This window comes from Acinetobacter sp. MF4642, assembly GCF_002018925.1.
Lineage (GTDB): Bacteria > Pseudomonadota > Gammaproteobacteria > Pseudomonadales > Moraxellaceae > Acinetobacter > Acinetobacter johnsonii.
Genome location: NZ_MVON01000001.1, coordinates 276,810 through 291,482, shown reverse-complemented (window position 1 = coordinate 291,482; position 14,673 = coordinate 276,810). Strand labels below are relative to the sequence as shown.

Below are 14,673 nucleotides of genomic sequence, written 5' to 3'. Positions count from 1 at the left end.
CTGGGTATATTGGTTCAATAAAAAGCGTGTACACAGTGCACTGGGTTATGTATCGCCTTTTGAGTTTGAAGCAATGTACTATGATAAGATTAACCCGTTAGGTCAGGTGGCCTAACTTAAATAAAAAAGTCTCCGACAAACCTGGTACGGTTCAAAAATCTATTTAGGTCAGTATCAACATATCATGCGCCCTCACTATCCCAATTGCCCCAGTTGTGAGCAACCAGGGCTGTTATTAGGAATTGCAGTGATTGAGGATCTACTCAAACACCCTTTTTCCTTTGTGCAGAACTATTTTAAACAGACATTGCGTAAGCTAAACAAGCCACGCTTGTGATACCCAACACCAGTCCGATGGCTGTTGCGAGTTTGAGCTTTTCTTTAAAGAAAAGTAGTCCGCTGAATACGCCTAACAGCACCACCATAATATTCATGCCTGCAAAGACCACCGCTGGGCTGTCCTTGAGTAGCAGATGAGCTTTGACATAAAGTGCGATATTGGCAAAGTTCAACACGCCAAGCCATAGGCCTGCCACGACGTTCTTGGTTAAACCGATATTTTTCGTGGTCACGGCAACATAACCGACTGACAGCAAAAATGCGCAAATAAACATCAGGTTTAACGCAACGGAAAACTGTACACCCAGCCCTGTTGTATATTTGAGCAAGACATCAATCAGCGCATAACCAAACCAGACTAGTGTTAAATACCATACGGCCTGTTTTTGACCTTCTCCACCACCAGAGGTATTGGTAAATAAAATGCACATCACGGCGGAAAGCCCCAAGACCACCCCAACAATTTTGAGCTGATTAAACTGTTCTTGAAAAATAAAATAAGCCGCGAATAAAGACAAAATCACCGACAAACGCTGTACGATTTCTGTTTTGACAATGCCTGCATATTGTAAAGATTTAGCTAAAAATAAAAATACACTCGGCAACAAGACACCAAGCGCGACAATCAGCCACCACGGAGTATTTGAAATAGAAACGTGGCTTAGATCAGGTTTAAACCAGAAGTAACACAGTAAACTGGCTGAAGCATAGTTCCAGCTAATCATCTGGATCGGATCAAATCCTTTGTTTTTACCCCATTTTAAAAGAATGGAGACCACCACACTACAACAGGCCGCAGCAAATATCAGTTCCATAGCACACTCTTATTATTGTCGCCTCGAATGTAAACACACATAGAAAAGCCCACATCAGGGTGGGCTTTTCCAATATAAATTATTCAAAAAGAATTATTTATAACGATCAACCATTTTCTCTAAAGAAATTGGACGAATCTTATCGGCATTACCCGCAGTACCAAATGCTTCATAACGGTCAACACAAATTTGTTTCATTGCGTCTACAGTTTTCGCGAAGAATTTACGAGGGTCAAATTCACTTGGTTGTTCAGCCATCATACGACGCATTGCACCAGTCGATGCTAAACGCAAGTCTGTATCGATGTTGATTTTACGAACACCGTGCTTGATTGCTTCAACCAATTGCTCAACAGGAACACCATAAGTTTCTTTGATGTCGCCGCCGTACTGGTTAATGATCGCTAACCATTCTTGTGGTACAGAGCTTGAACCGTGCATCACAAGGTGGGTATTTGGCAGCGCCGCATGAATTTCTTTAATGCGGTCAATTGCCAAAATATCGCCTGTAGGTGGACGAGAGAACTTATATGCACCGTGTGAAGTACCTACTGCAATTGCAAGTGCATCGACATTGGTATCTGCAACGAACTGACGTGCTTCTTCAACTGAAGTGAGAAGTTGAGAATGATCGAGAACACCTTCAGCGCCTACACCATCTTCTTCACCTGCCAAACCAGTCTCAAGGCTACCTAAACAACCGATTTCACCTTCAACTGAAACACCGCATGCATGCGCCATTTGTACTGTACGACGAGTTACATCAACGTTGTATTCATACGTTGTTGGTGTTTTACCGTCTGCACCCAATGAACCATCCATCATCACAGATGAGAAGCCCAATTGAATTGAACGTTGGCAAACGTCTGGATCTGTACCATGGTCTTGATGCATTACCACTGGAATGTGTGGCCATTCTTCAATTGCAGCCAAAATAAGATGACGTAAGAATGGAGCACCTGCATATTTACGCGCACCCGCTGATGCTTGTACGATAACAGGTGAATTTGTCGCATCTGCTGCAAGCATGATTGCGCGCATTTGTTCTAAGTTGTTTACGTTGAATGCTGGTACGCCGTAAGCATGTTCGCCGGCGTGATCCAAGAGCTGGCGCAATGAAATAAGAGCCATAATGTCCTCCCAGTTGATGCGACATATTCTACATGCTCAAAGGTTTCAATTCAGCAACAAATAACACTATTTAAAAAAAATCCCCGCAATTGCAGGGACTTTTTACAAAATTCGCGTGTATTTAGTGTGCTGTAGCCGCCGAAGCCTCTACCGCAGGATCCGCTGTTGCAGCATCTGCTGGTGCATTTGCAACTTCAGCTGGAATGTCTTTGTTCTTTTCATCCAACTCTGGCTGATCAATCGCATCAATTGCCGCTTGTTGTTCAGCCGTTACAGCTTCTTCAACTGCTGCTGTTTCAGATGCCGCAGCGGTTTGCTCTGGTGCTTCATTTTTCTTACAAGCAGTCAGTGCCAATGGTGCTAACAAAAGTGCAGCAAGGGTCATTTTTAAATTCATAATGTTTTCCTAGAACAGATGATTTAATGCCCTATAGTTTATTTCAGCATTATTTCATTTTCATGACTGAATGATGAATAGATTTGTTAAGCCCATAAAAAAAGGTTGACCGAAGTCAACCTTTTTACAACAGCATGAGCACACAATAATTATTGTGCACGCTCTATGAGCGCTGCAACTGCTGGAAGTGTTTTACCTTCGACAAACTCAAGGAAAGCACCACCACCAGTTGAGATATAACCGATTTTGTCAGCAACTTCGTATTTATCTATAGCAGCTAAAGTGTCACCACCACCTGCAATAGAGAAGCCAGCAGATTCAGCAATTGCTAAAGATAATGTTTTAGTGCCTTCGCCAAATTGATCAACCTCAAATACGCCCACTGGGCCATTCCAAAGAATCGTTTTTGACGTTTTTAAAATGTCTGCAAATGCTTTTGCTGTTTCTGGACCTACATCCAAAATCATGTCATTGTCAGTCACATCTTCAACTTTTTTCACGACTGCTTTAGCAGCAGCCAATGAACCCAAGAAATCTGCAAAATCGATTTCAGAAGCATCAGCTACTACAACATCCGTTGGAAGCGGTACAGAAACTTTTGCCGCAATTGCTTTTGCTGTATCAATCAAATCATTTTCACACAATGATTTACCAACATTGAAGCCTGCTGCTGCCAAGAACGTATTGGCAATACCACCACCCACGATCAATTGATCACAAATATCAGAAAGTGATGTCAACACATCTAACTTAGTCGATACTTTAGAACCCGCAACAATAGCAACCATTGGTTTTTCAGGGGTTTGTAATGCACGACCAAGTGCATCTAACTCAGCCGCCAATAGAGGACCAGCCGCCGCAACTTTCGCTAAACGTGCCACGCCTTCAGTTGATGCTTCTGCACGGTGTGCTGTGCCGAATGCATCCATCACAAATACATCACAAAGTGCTGCATATTTTGCCGCAAGTTCTGGGTTGTTTTTCTTTTCACCCACGTTAAAACGGCAGTTTTCAAGGAGTACCACTTGACCTGCTGCCACTTCAACACCATCAAGGTAATCCGTCACTAATTGAACGTCTTGACCCAATGCTTCAGTCAAATACGCTGCAACAGGTGCTAATGATTGTTCTGGTTTTGGCTCACCTTCAACTGGACGACCAAGGTGAGAATAAACCATTAGGGCAGCGCCTTGTGCTAACGCTGCTTTAATTGTTGGTAAAGCGGCACGTAAACGTGCATCACTTGTAATCACACCATTTTTAACAGGAACGTTTAAATCTTCGCGAATAAGAACACGTTTACCCGTTAAATCGAGGTCAGTCATACGCTGAAAATTCATGTAGAGCTCTCTTTCTATATATAAAAATCGCGTCGATTTTAAATGATTATGCAGAAAAAGGTTAGCTTCTTTTGCAGAAAAGCAAACGAAAGGCAAAGTTTTGCTATCATAGTGAAAAGTCTCACTAGATTTAGCATTTATGTCTATTCATCCTGATCCAAATCTAAACCGTTTAAACGTTTTGGGTGAACCTTTATCCAGCTGTTGTTATTCCCCGATTACGGGATATTTCCGTAATGGTTTTTGTCATACAGCACCTTCCGATTTGGGACAACACACGATCTGTGTTGAAATGACCTCTGAGTTTTTAAATTTTTCTCAGCGTGTAGGTAATGATCTCATTACCCCTGTGCCTGAAGTTGACTTTCCAGGTCTACAACCTGGTGACTTTTGGTGTATCTGTGTGACCCGTTGGGTAGAAGCTTATCAGGCCGGTTTTGCGCCTCCTGTTAAAGTTCAAGCTTGCCATCAAGCTGTACTGTCCTATGTACCACTGAATGTGCTTATGGAATATGCAGTCGAATGAATACTTCAGAAATCATCTTGGCATCAAGCAGTCAAACTCGTAAAGACCTCATGAACCGTTTACGCCTAGACTACCGCTGCGTTGTCCCTGATATAGACGAATCGCCTCGTGGTGAAAGCCATGCCGATGATTTAGCCAAGCGACTGGCTTTTGAAAAAGCGCATGTCATTGCGTCACAAAACCCTGAAGCAATCGTGATTGGTTCAGATCAAGTGGCATGGCGTGAAGGTGCACCCGATATTTTTATTGGTAAGCCATTGAGTACTGAAAAAGCCATTAAACAGCTACAGGCCAATTCGGACAAAATTGTCTACTTCAGTACCGCACTCAGCGTGCAGCAACACTCAACAGGTTTTGAACGTAGTCTAGTTGAGCACTATAAAGTTAAGTTCCGTAAACTGGGACTGCCTGAAATTCAGCGTTATGTTGAAATTGAACAGCCACTGATGTGTGCAGGAAGCTTCAAGTGTGAAAGCCTTGGTATCAGCTTATTTGAACAAATGATAGGACAAGATCAAACCACGTTGATGGGTATGCCTATGATTCAGTTATGCAATATTCTGCGTGAATTAAAAGTACTTGTGCCATAATTATTAGAAGTGTTTTTAGTTGATTCCCAATAAATTGAACGGCAGCAGATGTTGCCGTTCAATTCTGAATATTAAATTTAACAAGATCATGAATATAATTATGGCCAATCGCTCAAAGCTTTTTAGACGAATTTGCTGAGAGATAAGCTTGAATGAGTCGTTTAAAGTACATTCGAATGAATAGACTACGGTACAGCGTAATCAGCATAAAAAGAATAAGAAATGAAAATAGACCAATATTATTAGGGTCAAAGCTACTCACATTTTCCCTCTGTCTAAAGAGATATTTGACAAATAACAATGCCAATACCAAATAGCCATACCACATTTTATTATATAGCGGATGATCTTCAGCAAGACTTTTGGCTTGTCTAAAAAGTAAAATATGCTGATATTGCGGCACCTTAGCCAAATTTTTTGTTTTGTATATCCTATCGATTGAGGATGATTTTTTCGCTAATTTGGACTGACTTTTCCCTCTTTCTTTTTGCAATATCTCATTCGCCATTTTCTCGGCATCTTCTTTACTTAACATTAGGGTGTGTTGACACTTTTAGCTTAAAAAAATAGCGAAGTAGTAAAATCAAATCGCCAAACCCAATTTTACTATTCGCTATGCCTCGTACCATGCTGACAGATCAACACTGGCAAAAGTTGAAAGTTATTCTGCGTAATTTATCCATTCACCACAACTCAAATTTACGCAATTTTATTGAAGCTATTCTCTATAGAATTAGAACAGGCTGTCCGTGGCGAGATATTCCTTCTTGTTTTGGTCATTCAAACTCTATTTTCAAACGTTTTAATCGTTGGTCAAGCAGCGGTTAGTTACTTAGATTATTCAAATTATTAGCCTCATGCCCCGATATGGAGTGGATTTTTATTGATGGCTCTCATGTACGTGCTCATCAACATTCTGTCGGCATAGCGAATCAATCTATTTCTAAAAGTGTAGGAGGAAACTCCTCAAAAATACATTTGATTGTTGATGCACATGGCAATCCTATTGATTTCATGATTACCGATGGAACCACACATGATGTTAAAGTTGCACCTGATTTAATATCAACATTAGATTTAAAAGAGACAAAAGTGGTATGTGCAGATAAAGGCTATGATTCAGAACCACTGCGTGAACAGATCAGGAAAACAGGGACTAAAGCGAATATACCAAAGAAAACAAATAGCCAATCGAACAATGACCATATGGACTGGTATTTATATAAAATCAGGCATTTAGTTGAAAATATGTTTTGTAGATTAAAGCAATTTAGAGGAATAGCTACTCGATATGACAAGCTCAAAAGAAATTATCAAAGTTCTGTTGCTTTAGCCTGTATATTTTTATGGCTACCTTTATAGGGTTAATTATGAACAGTAAATGTCAACAGACCCTATTTTTCTTCACTATATTTTAGACCTATTATGCTGTAAAAATTTTGATGCCTGCAATCATAACGACTCAGACAAACTTAATTTATTTAAATCAACCAAGCGCATTTAAATAAATCTAACGATACTTGCACATAGGCCTTCGATCATAAGACAATAGTCACAATATTGTTTTAAATTTGCTTAGGCTATTTCCATGTCCCAATCTCTTGATGTTCTTGGCGGTATTACAGCTGAACAGTTCCTTGCCGAATATTGGCAAAAAAAGCCATTATTGGTCCGCAACGCGCTGCCTGAAATTATCAATATTTTAGAACCTAGCGATATCATGGAACTGGCTTTAGATGAAAATGTCACAGCTCGTCTCATCAAACAAAAAGACCGTGACCCAAATCAGTGGTCGGTCAAGTCTTCACCGCTGTTAAAAGCTGATTTCCAAAAGATGCCAAAACTCTGGACTTTATTGGTTCAAGCCGTAGATCACTACTCTTTTGACTTAGCAGCACTGTGGAAAAAATTTCCTTTTATTCCGCAGTGGCGCCGTGATGACATCATGGTGTCTTATGCGCCTAAAGGTGGCTCTGTCGGAAAGCATTTTGACTTTTACGATGTCTTTTTAGTTCAAGGTTATGGACACCGTCGTTGGCAATTGGGTCAAATGTGCGATGCTGAATCTGAGATTGTTGCAGGCCAACCTTTAAAATTACTACCTGAAATTGACGTACATTTTGACGAAGTATTAGCACCAGGTGATCTACTTTATGTACCACCAAGTTTATCACATTTTGGTGTAGCTGAAGATGACTGTCTGACCTTCTCTTTTGGCTTCCGTATGCCAAACGTCACCGACATGGTAGACCGTGTAGGCGATAAACTATCTGATAACGCTCTGCTGCGTAATCCTTTGCTCGATATTGTCCGTGATCAACAAAGCCCGATCGGTCAATTAACACAAAACGAATTGGATTATTTAAAAGCAGAAATTTTGGCTCAGCTACAAAATTCAACTTTGCTTGAAGATGCTATTATGACCTTGATATCAGAGCCGAAATACCCTGAAAATATTCCTGAAGCTGAAGAAATTGGCACAGGAGATTTAGAAGGTATTTTAGACCAAGGCTATCAGCTGATCTTAGAACCCGCTTCTCGCCTACTTTATACTCACGATGAAGATGAATTCTTATTTTGGGCAAACGGTGAAGGGCTATGCATTTCGGAGCAATTTGCACCATTACTCAAGAATTTAGCAGATGGTGAAGCACTGTTACTTGATGAAAGCTTATATGATGCCGATATTCTAGAAGACATTGCGATGCTGATGAACGAATCCGTCTTAATGCTACTCCCACCTGACGAAGCTTAAGCAAACCAAGTGCTGGGTAGTCTAATCTACTCAGCACTTTCTCCCTCACCAAACCTTAAACTGGCAATAATTTTGGTACAGCCTTTTTCAGATTCGATATTGAGCTCAGCACCAATTTTTTCTAAACGCATTTTCATACTGCGCATACCAATGCCCATCCCGTGGTTAAGCACACACTCCACATTAAAACCTACGCCATCATCCTGAATAATCATGACCAAGTGAGTTGTACTTGGATAATACATTTTTACATCAATATGCCGTGCTTGACTGTGCTTCATAATATTAGTCAAACTTTCTTCAAGAACACGAATTAAAGTCAAACATTGTAGTGCTGTCGGTTGTATTTCCCATGCCTCTGGAATGCTCCAAGTCGCCTCAATATCCAACTCATCCATGATCTGACTAAACCGATGCCGAACAGGAGCAATCCATAACACAGGATTATCTGGCGTTTTGTTATTGGTTAAAGAACCACTATCAATAATTTGTCTTAAATCATCTCGAAGCAATTTGAGGATGGATAAAAATTGTTGATTCGACATGGTGCTGGAGCTCTGATCCACTAAAATCATGGAACGAACCAAAGATGCACCCAAACCATCGTGCAAATCATGCGCTAAATGAATACGCTCTTGTAGGCGGACATTTTCAAGCTCTAATTGATGTCGAGCATATAAACTAGAGGACAGATTACTGGTCACAAAGCTCACTCGTTGCTCAAGTTCACTATTAAATCTTTGTATTTTTTTAATATTTTTATCTAATCGTGTTGCGAGAATAATCACAATAAAAAAAGTGATCACCGGTGAGGTATACGGCGACAAAGGCTGATGGTCATTAATATGTCCATCAAAAAGTAGTGAAATATCGTAAAGCATGACGATAAGAATCACACTTAAACAAACCGCCAACAAAATAAAATCACGGCGCTTGGTTTTATAAGCGCGATAAATCACAAAGCAGAATGATGCGATAAATAATGCAATACATAACAGGAAAATCACAGCAAATACGATATTGACCATCAAGCTCGGGATAAACAAGATGGTGACAATACACACTGCAGCCACTAAAAATAAGGTTTTCTCTAACTCAGCAAATTTTGTCTTCACAAAACGCAGCAAGTAAATGCAAAAGCAAACATTGTATAAAACAAAAAAAGTCAGGTTAGTTTTCATGACCCACAAGGAGTTTGGATATGGAAACACTTCTCGGTTGATGACATTCCAAATAAACAAGACCCAAAACAAACAGCTAACAGAAAACCACAGAAATGTCGTTTCATTGCGTCTAAAAAACCAAATGACAAAGCACACCAAACCTAAGGTGGTGGAAATGACTAAATTGACTTGAAACAGTGCTCTCTTGTTCCAAATTCTTTTTTGTTGTTTATCATATGCTGTTGTGATATCAGAAAATTCTAGTTTGCCTAAACCCGGACTTTCATAACTATTACCAACCACATACACCCAAATGTCATTGTTTTTTTGTTTTAAGCTTTCGACAGGAAGGATCCAAAAACGCGGGGTATTCCAACTTTTGGATAGAGGCTCAACTAAATGCTTATCTTTCCAAAGTAAATTTCGATTAAAAAAAACAGCGCCTGCGCTACTCATGCCTTCCACAGAAAATGCTAAAGGCTGCTTCAGTTCATTACTGTCGTTACAACTCCAATGCCAATTAAAGTGGTACCAAACGCCGCCATCGTAATGTGGCCAGCGTTCTGTCCACACGTCAGGATTTTTGACCTCTACCCATCCTGTTTTCGGAACAACATCGATAGAACTTGTTTTCACCGCAGAAATTTTATCGACATTCACTTTACAGGTTGGACTAACAGCAAAGTTCGTTTGTGCGGAACTAGCAAAGCTAAGCACACACAAACACAGTGTGACAAAAATGCTCAGCCAGCCATTTCTCATAAAATACCTAAAGAACGCGCAGTGCTGACTGCTTTGGTTCTTTTTGAAACAGAAAGCTTGCGGTAAATATGCTTAATATGGCTTTCAACGGTATAGCGCGAAACAAATAATTGCTCAGCAATTTCGCGGTTACTCAGGCCTTGTGCCACCAAGTTGAGAATTTCAGTTTCTCGATTGGTCAGTTGGTCATAGTCATGACCATCTAACTGCTCTACACGCTCAGTTTGGGGGGTATTTGAGGTTGAGATTTGATTTAATATTTCACGAGCAATAAATGGGTCAATCGGTGCACCACCGCGCAAAATACTCCGTATCGACATCAGTACTTCAGCATCATCACGTTCTTTTAGTACATAACCATTCGCTCCAGCCTTAATCGAGGCAAATAAGCTTTGCTGTGTACTCCATGCCGAAATCACTAGAATTAATGCGCTTTCATCTATGTCTCTGAGTTTTTCAATTAAGGTAATACCATTTCCATCGGGCAACCCTAAATCAACTAAAGCTAAAGAAATCGGTTGTGATGCAATGATTTGCATGCCTTCAGCTAAATTTTTAGCAAAAATCAGCATATCTTGACTATAGCCCAGCTCCGACAGGATCAGATCTAGGCGCGAGCGAATCATGGCTTCATCTTCCACGATTAAAACAGGTGCAGGCAAAACAGTTTCCTTATTTTTCACTGAAGCTTCCCCTTTTTCTTATCATTCTTGAACCACACTATACCGATGCTAGCTTGGCCTAACCTATCCCTAGAAGTAAGTAATTTATAATTTTTTCTTTTGAACAATAAGCGCTTATTCATATTCATTTTATATACTTTAAATTCTGAAAGATATCAATCTGTATGAAATTTATCCATAATTTTAATATTGAATTCCCACAGCAAATAATAACGGGCGTAACAACAATTTATTACTTGTAGATGAAACAGAGACTTGGCACATTAGGTCTAAACAATCTGGAAGGATGCCCAGCCATATGTCTAGCCCTGCTCAATCCATACGTCATAAATTACTGAATACTTTCTTTTCACGGCACTCCATTTGGCTACTGTGTATTTTTCTTTTTTTGAGCATTTCTTTTTTTCATTATAGCCGCACCCCTATCTATATTAATTATTTTATTTCAGACACTTTACTGAACAGTATTTGGCTGATCACAGGTTTACTGAGTCTTGTTGGCTTGCATGATGTTTTACAAAATAAACATTCAATCTTAAAGAATTACCCGATTATGGGGCACTTTCGTTTTATTTTTGAAGATTTCCGCCCTGAAATTCGCCAATATTTTATTGAGGCCGATCAAGACGCACTGCCTTTTTCTCGTATGCAACGCAGTTTGGTCTATCAACGTGCAAAAAACCAAAATGCAGATAAACCATTCGGCTCCATTATCGATGTCTATGCAGACAACTACCGCTTCATGACTCATTCACTGAGCCCATGCACGCCTGCCGACCCTAAAACATTCCGTATTTTAGTGGGCAATTCGCAATGCTCACAACCTTATAGTGCTTCTATTTTCAATATTTCAGCCATGAGTTTTGGCAGCCTGAGTGCCAATGCCATTCGCGCTTTAAACAAAGGAGCGCAAATGGGTGGTTTTTACCATGATACTGGCGAAGGCAGTTTAAGTCCGTACCATCTTGAATATGGAGGCGATATTGTTTGGGAGTTAGGCAGTGGTTATTTTGGCTGCCGTACTCTAGATGGTCAATTTGACCCTGAAAAATTTGCCGTTCAAGCCAAACGACCTCAAGTCAAAATGATCGAAATCAAGCTCTCGCAGGGAGCAAAACCCGGTCATGGCGGGATTCTACCGAAAGATAAAATTTCTGAAGAGATTGCTGAAATACGGGGCGTCAGTCGCGATCATGACTGTGTTTCCCCCTCAAGTCACTCTGCCTTCAAAACGCCAATTCAGATGATGCATTTTATTCAAAAACTGCGTGAGTTATCTGAAGGCAAACCAGTCGGATTTAAGCTGTGTATTGGTCAGCCTTGGCAGTTTATGAGTATTGTCAAAGCCATGCTACATACTCAAATTATTCCCGATTTTATTGTGGTAGATGGCTCCGAAGGCGGGACTGGTGCAGCACCTATCGAACTGATAGACAATATGGGCGTACCACTACGTGAAGGCTTACTTTTTGTACACAATACACTGGTCGGTGCTGGTTTACGTGACCAGATCAAAATTGGTGCCAGTGGCAAATTGGTTAGTGCCTTTGATATTGCCAGTACCATGGCAATTGGTGCAGATTGGGTCAATTCTGCACGAGGGTTTATGTTCGCGGTGGGCTGCATTCAAGCGCAAAGTTGTCATACCAACCAATGCCCTGTTGGTGTTGCGACACAAGACAAAGAGCGTCAAAAAGCAATACATGTGCCCACAAAAGCCGAACGCGTTTTGCATTTTCATGACAACACATTAAAGGCACTTTCAGAAATGATTGCTTCAGCGGGCTTAAAACATCCAGCAGAAATTAAAGCACGCCATTTAGCACAGCGCATTAATGACCGAGAAATTCGAAACTATGCGCAGCTGCATTTTTGGTTAAAAGATGGTGAACTGCTGTCTTGTGAAAATAAAGATGAAGAGAACTTCTATTTCCGTATGTGGAATATGTCCAAATTAGAACATTTCTAAATAAAAAGGAGGCTCTATCAGCCTCCTTTTTTATTTTCGATAACAGAAATCACAGAATGTTAGTAATAACCACTCGATGAACCCTGCGCATGTAAAAAGGCTGGAATTAGACCTGTTAATGCCGCACGAATATCCGAACGTTCATTGATCAATTGATGCGAACCTTCCTCCAACATCAATAAAGTTTGTAAGCGGAATTTTTCACGAATAAACTCAATGTTATAACGCCAGTCTACCGTCTGATCCAGCGCACCTTGGGCTAACCAGACAGGAATGCGGCAGGCTGGGCGCTGCTCCATTTCCAACATCCATTTGGACATAGCCAAAATCCAATCCATACCCATCATACGAGGTTGTAGCGGATCTTTTAAACGAACAAAGCGTAAGAACTCAGGGTTATGGTTATTCCGCCTAAAATGACGCGGCACTTGACGTTTAATCCGTCGAATAATGCCTAATCCAACCGAGTTATGCCACCAAGCGGATTTTGCAGGTCGAATGAGTGGCGACAACAACAAAACACGTTGCACATAAGGGTTTTCACGGCGTTCGGCAAACTCAAGCAAATGATGCATCAAAATTGCACCACCCGTGCTCTGCCCTATGCCTAGCCACGGTTGCGGTAGCTGTTCTGCATGTTTGACATAGCGCACCACAGCATGTAACACATCTTGATAATGATCAAAATTTTGAATATTCGCAGGTGATCCATCACTGAGTCCATGCCCCGGAAGATCATAGGTCAGTACACTAAAGCCTTGGTCAAGCAACTCTTTAATAATGGGTTGATAAATTCCGCTATGCTCTAAATAACCATGCAACAGGCAGACTGAACCTTTAATTTTTTCAATTTTAGGTGCAAAAACTTGGACATGCAGCTTAAACAAAGGCATTTGAACATAACCTTGCCAGTGATCACAGTCCAATGCGTCTAAACCGTATAAACGACGATAAGACACCATCTCTACCGATGCCTCATACGGCTGGTTTAGATTCAAAGGCATTAATAGCTGTGGTGTCGTCTCACGACTCGGCACAGGAAGTTCAAGCTGTTTGAGTACAGAAGGATTTAAAAAAGGAAGTTCAGGCATTATGGAATCTCCCTACAGTCACTCGAACCCAACAGTACATCGCGTATCGTTGCGAGCATTTCATAATTGGCACGGCGACTATGATCATAATTTTGTTCACTTGGACGCCATTGGGTTAATTGGGTCGGCATAGGTGCCTCTATCGGCTGTGTTTCGATACCATTTAAAGCAAATAAACGGCGTGTACGTGGCATATGATATTGATCTGTAATTAAAATCACTCTAGGCGCACCACCTTTTTTCTGCAACAGCAAAGAGCTAAAGCGCGAGTTTTCGCAGGTATTCATACTACGATCTTCCAATAGTTTCGCATCGACTCCACGTGCCTTTAACCATTTTTGCATATACGGGGCTTCGACACCGCTAAGCACAATGGGCAGCTTGAACTGTTTTTCGACCTGCAATGTGGTTTCAAGACGTAGTCGCGTATATTCATTCACCACAATATCTTTACGGTTTTTATCTAAAGTTAATCCACCACCCAAAACGACTATGGCATTCGGCATGTTTAATGCCGCTTTTCTCTCTTCATTTTGTGCATGTATTTGTGCGATGTCCTGATAGATTTGTTCATCTATCGGCTCTTCCTCTATAGTCTCTACTTTATGCGTTTTTAAAAAGTCGAGATAATTTTCCATCAAGGCTTTATTTTCTTTGCTATTCAGCTCTAGCAGTTCTTTGACATTTTCAGTCGGGTCAACCTCAGAACTTGCTGTCTCAATCACCAAAGGAATTTGAGGCTTTTGCTCTTTTTCTTGCTCTTCACGCTGTTCAGAAATAATTAACTGTTGTAGTGCTTTATAACGTGCCTGAATAGTGGTTAGGTTTTGCGAATTATGTTCTTTGATTTGCTCTTCCATCAACTGTAAGTACGCTTGACGGGCAATCCACAAATCAGAGCCCGGTTCTAAGCTTTCTTGCTCACTGAGTGCCGCCATTTTTTGACTTTGTGCTGCAACTTCATTGACATCTACAGGGACAAAGGTATTCAATGTCGCCACAATCAGCTTAGAATAAAAAGGCGTATAAATAAAAATCATTAAACAGCCGAAAAATGCAAACAGCACGGAAGTGACTTGCATTAAACGCACCATTTTATGGGTTTTACTCAT

14 protein-coding genes and 1 pseudogene are annotated in these 14,673 nt (G+C 40.7%); 6 read left to right on the top strand and 9 right to left on the bottom strand.

Annotated elements, in window-relative coordinates:
- A partial coding sequence (locus MF4642_RS17310; protein WP_413772799.1) for an IS3 family transposase occupies positions 1-115 on the top strand: 115 nt, incomplete at its 5' end.
- Positions 116-296: 181 nt separating this feature from the next.
- On the opposite strand, the gene MF4642_RS01445 is transcribed toward MF4642_RS17310, so the two are convergent.
- The 4 genes from MF4642_RS01445 to MF4642_RS01430 form a co-directional block, all read right to left on the bottom strand.
- Positions 297-1,154, bottom strand: coding sequence for a DMT family transporter (locus MF4642_RS01445; RefSeq protein WP_078425060.1), 858 nt, complete (start codon positions 1,152-1,154; stop codon positions 297-299).
- A 93-nt stretch (positions 1,155-1,247) separates the two neighbouring features.
- Entirely contained in the window at positions 1,248-2,285 is a 1,038-nt protein-coding gene (gene fba / locus MF4642_RS01440; RefSeq protein WP_078425059.1) for a class II fructose-bisphosphate aldolase, read from the bottom strand.
- Between the two features lie 121 nt (positions 2,286-2,406).
- Positions 2,407-2,682 carry a hypothetical protein gene (locus MF4642_RS01435; RefSeq protein WP_004696954.1) on the bottom strand — a complete coding sequence of 92 codons (276 nt, stop codon included), beginning with the start codon at positions 2,680-2,682 and terminating at the stop codon, positions 2,407-2,409.
- A gap of 149 nt (positions 2,683-2,831) precedes the next feature.
- On the bottom strand, positions 2,832-4,022 hold the full coding sequence (locus MF4642_RS01430) for a phosphoglycerate kinase (protein ID WP_078425058.1): 1,191 nt from the start codon (positions 4,020-4,022) through the stop codon (positions 2,832-2,834).
- 139 nt (positions 4,023-4,161) lie between these two features.
- Between MF4642_RS01430 and MF4642_RS01425 the strand changes: the two genes are divergently transcribed.
- Both MF4642_RS01425 and MF4642_RS01420 read left to right on the top strand, forming a co-directional pair.
- Complete coding sequence (locus MF4642_RS01425; RefSeq protein ID WP_004696950.1) at positions 4,162-4,548, top strand: DUF2237 family protein; 387 nt, start codon at positions 4,162-4,164, stop codon at positions 4,546-4,548.
- The gene (locus tag MF4642_RS01420) at positions 4,545-5,138 is read left to right on the top strand and encodes a Maf family protein (RefSeq protein WP_004696948.1); all 594 of its coding nucleotides are present in this window, start codon (positions 4,545-4,547) and stop codon (positions 5,136-5,138) included. The genes MF4642_RS01425 and MF4642_RS01420 overlap by 4 nt, the downstream gene beginning before the upstream one ends.
- Before the next feature lie 112 nt (positions 5,139-5,250).
- Here the strand turns inward: MF4642_RS01420 and MF4642_RS01415 are convergent, their stop codons facing one another.
- Positions 5,251-5,673, bottom strand: a complete 423-nt coding sequence (locus MF4642_RS01415; RefSeq protein ID WP_004696946.1) for a hypothetical protein — start codon at positions 5,671-5,673, stop codon at positions 5,251-5,253.
- An 80-nt stretch (positions 5,674-5,753) separates the two neighbouring features.
- Between MF4642_RS01415 and MF4642_RS01410 the strand changes: the two are divergent.
- Positions 5,754-6,500, top strand: a pseudogene (locus MF4642_RS01410) (IS5-like element ISAba31 family transposase).
- 226 nt (positions 6,501-6,726) lie between these two features.
- Positions 6,727-7,893: a cupin domain-containing protein gene (locus MF4642_RS01405; RefSeq protein WP_078425057.1), complete on the top strand. Its 1,167-nt coding sequence runs from the start codon at positions 6,727-6,729 to the stop codon at positions 7,891-7,893.
- A 26-nt stretch (positions 7,894-7,919) separates the two neighbouring features.
- Here MF4642_RS01405 and MF4642_RS01400 read toward each other — a convergent pair whose 3' ends face one another.
- Both MF4642_RS01400 and MF4642_RS01395 read right to left on the bottom strand, forming a co-directional pair.
- Complete coding sequence (locus tag MF4642_RS01400) at positions 7,920-9,818, bottom strand: 7TM diverse intracellular signaling domain-containing protein (RefSeq protein ID WP_078425056.1); 1,899 nt, start codon at positions 9,816-9,818, stop codon at positions 7,920-7,922.
- Positions 9,815-10,501 (bottom strand): LuxR C-terminal-related transcriptional regulator, encoded by a 687-nt coding sequence (locus MF4642_RS01395; protein ID WP_078425055.1) that lies wholly within the window; start codon positions 10,499-10,501, stop codon positions 9,815-9,817. The genes MF4642_RS01400 and MF4642_RS01395 overlap by 4 nt, the downstream gene beginning before the upstream one ends.
- A gap of 298 nt (positions 10,502-10,799) precedes the next feature.
- On the opposite strand from MF4642_RS01395, the gene MF4642_RS01390 reads away from it, so the two are divergent.
- Positions 10,800-12,470, top strand: coding sequence for an FMN-binding glutamate synthase family protein (locus MF4642_RS01390; protein ID WP_078425054.1), 1,671 nt, complete (start codon positions 10,800-10,802; stop codon positions 12,468-12,470).
- A 59-nt stretch (positions 12,471-12,529) separates the two neighbouring features.
- On the opposite strand, the gene MF4642_RS01385 is transcribed toward MF4642_RS01390, so the two are convergent.
- On the bottom strand, positions 12,530-13,561 hold the full coding sequence (locus MF4642_RS01385) for an alpha/beta hydrolase (protein ID WP_078425053.1): 1,032 nt from the start codon (positions 13,559-13,561) through the stop codon (positions 12,530-12,532).
- A complete protein-coding gene (locus MF4642_RS01380) occupies positions 13,561-14,673 on the bottom strand; it encodes a YdcF family protein (RefSeq protein WP_078425052.1) in 1,113 nt (370 codons plus the stop codon). The genes MF4642_RS01385 and MF4642_RS01380 overlap by 1 nt, the downstream gene beginning before the upstream one ends.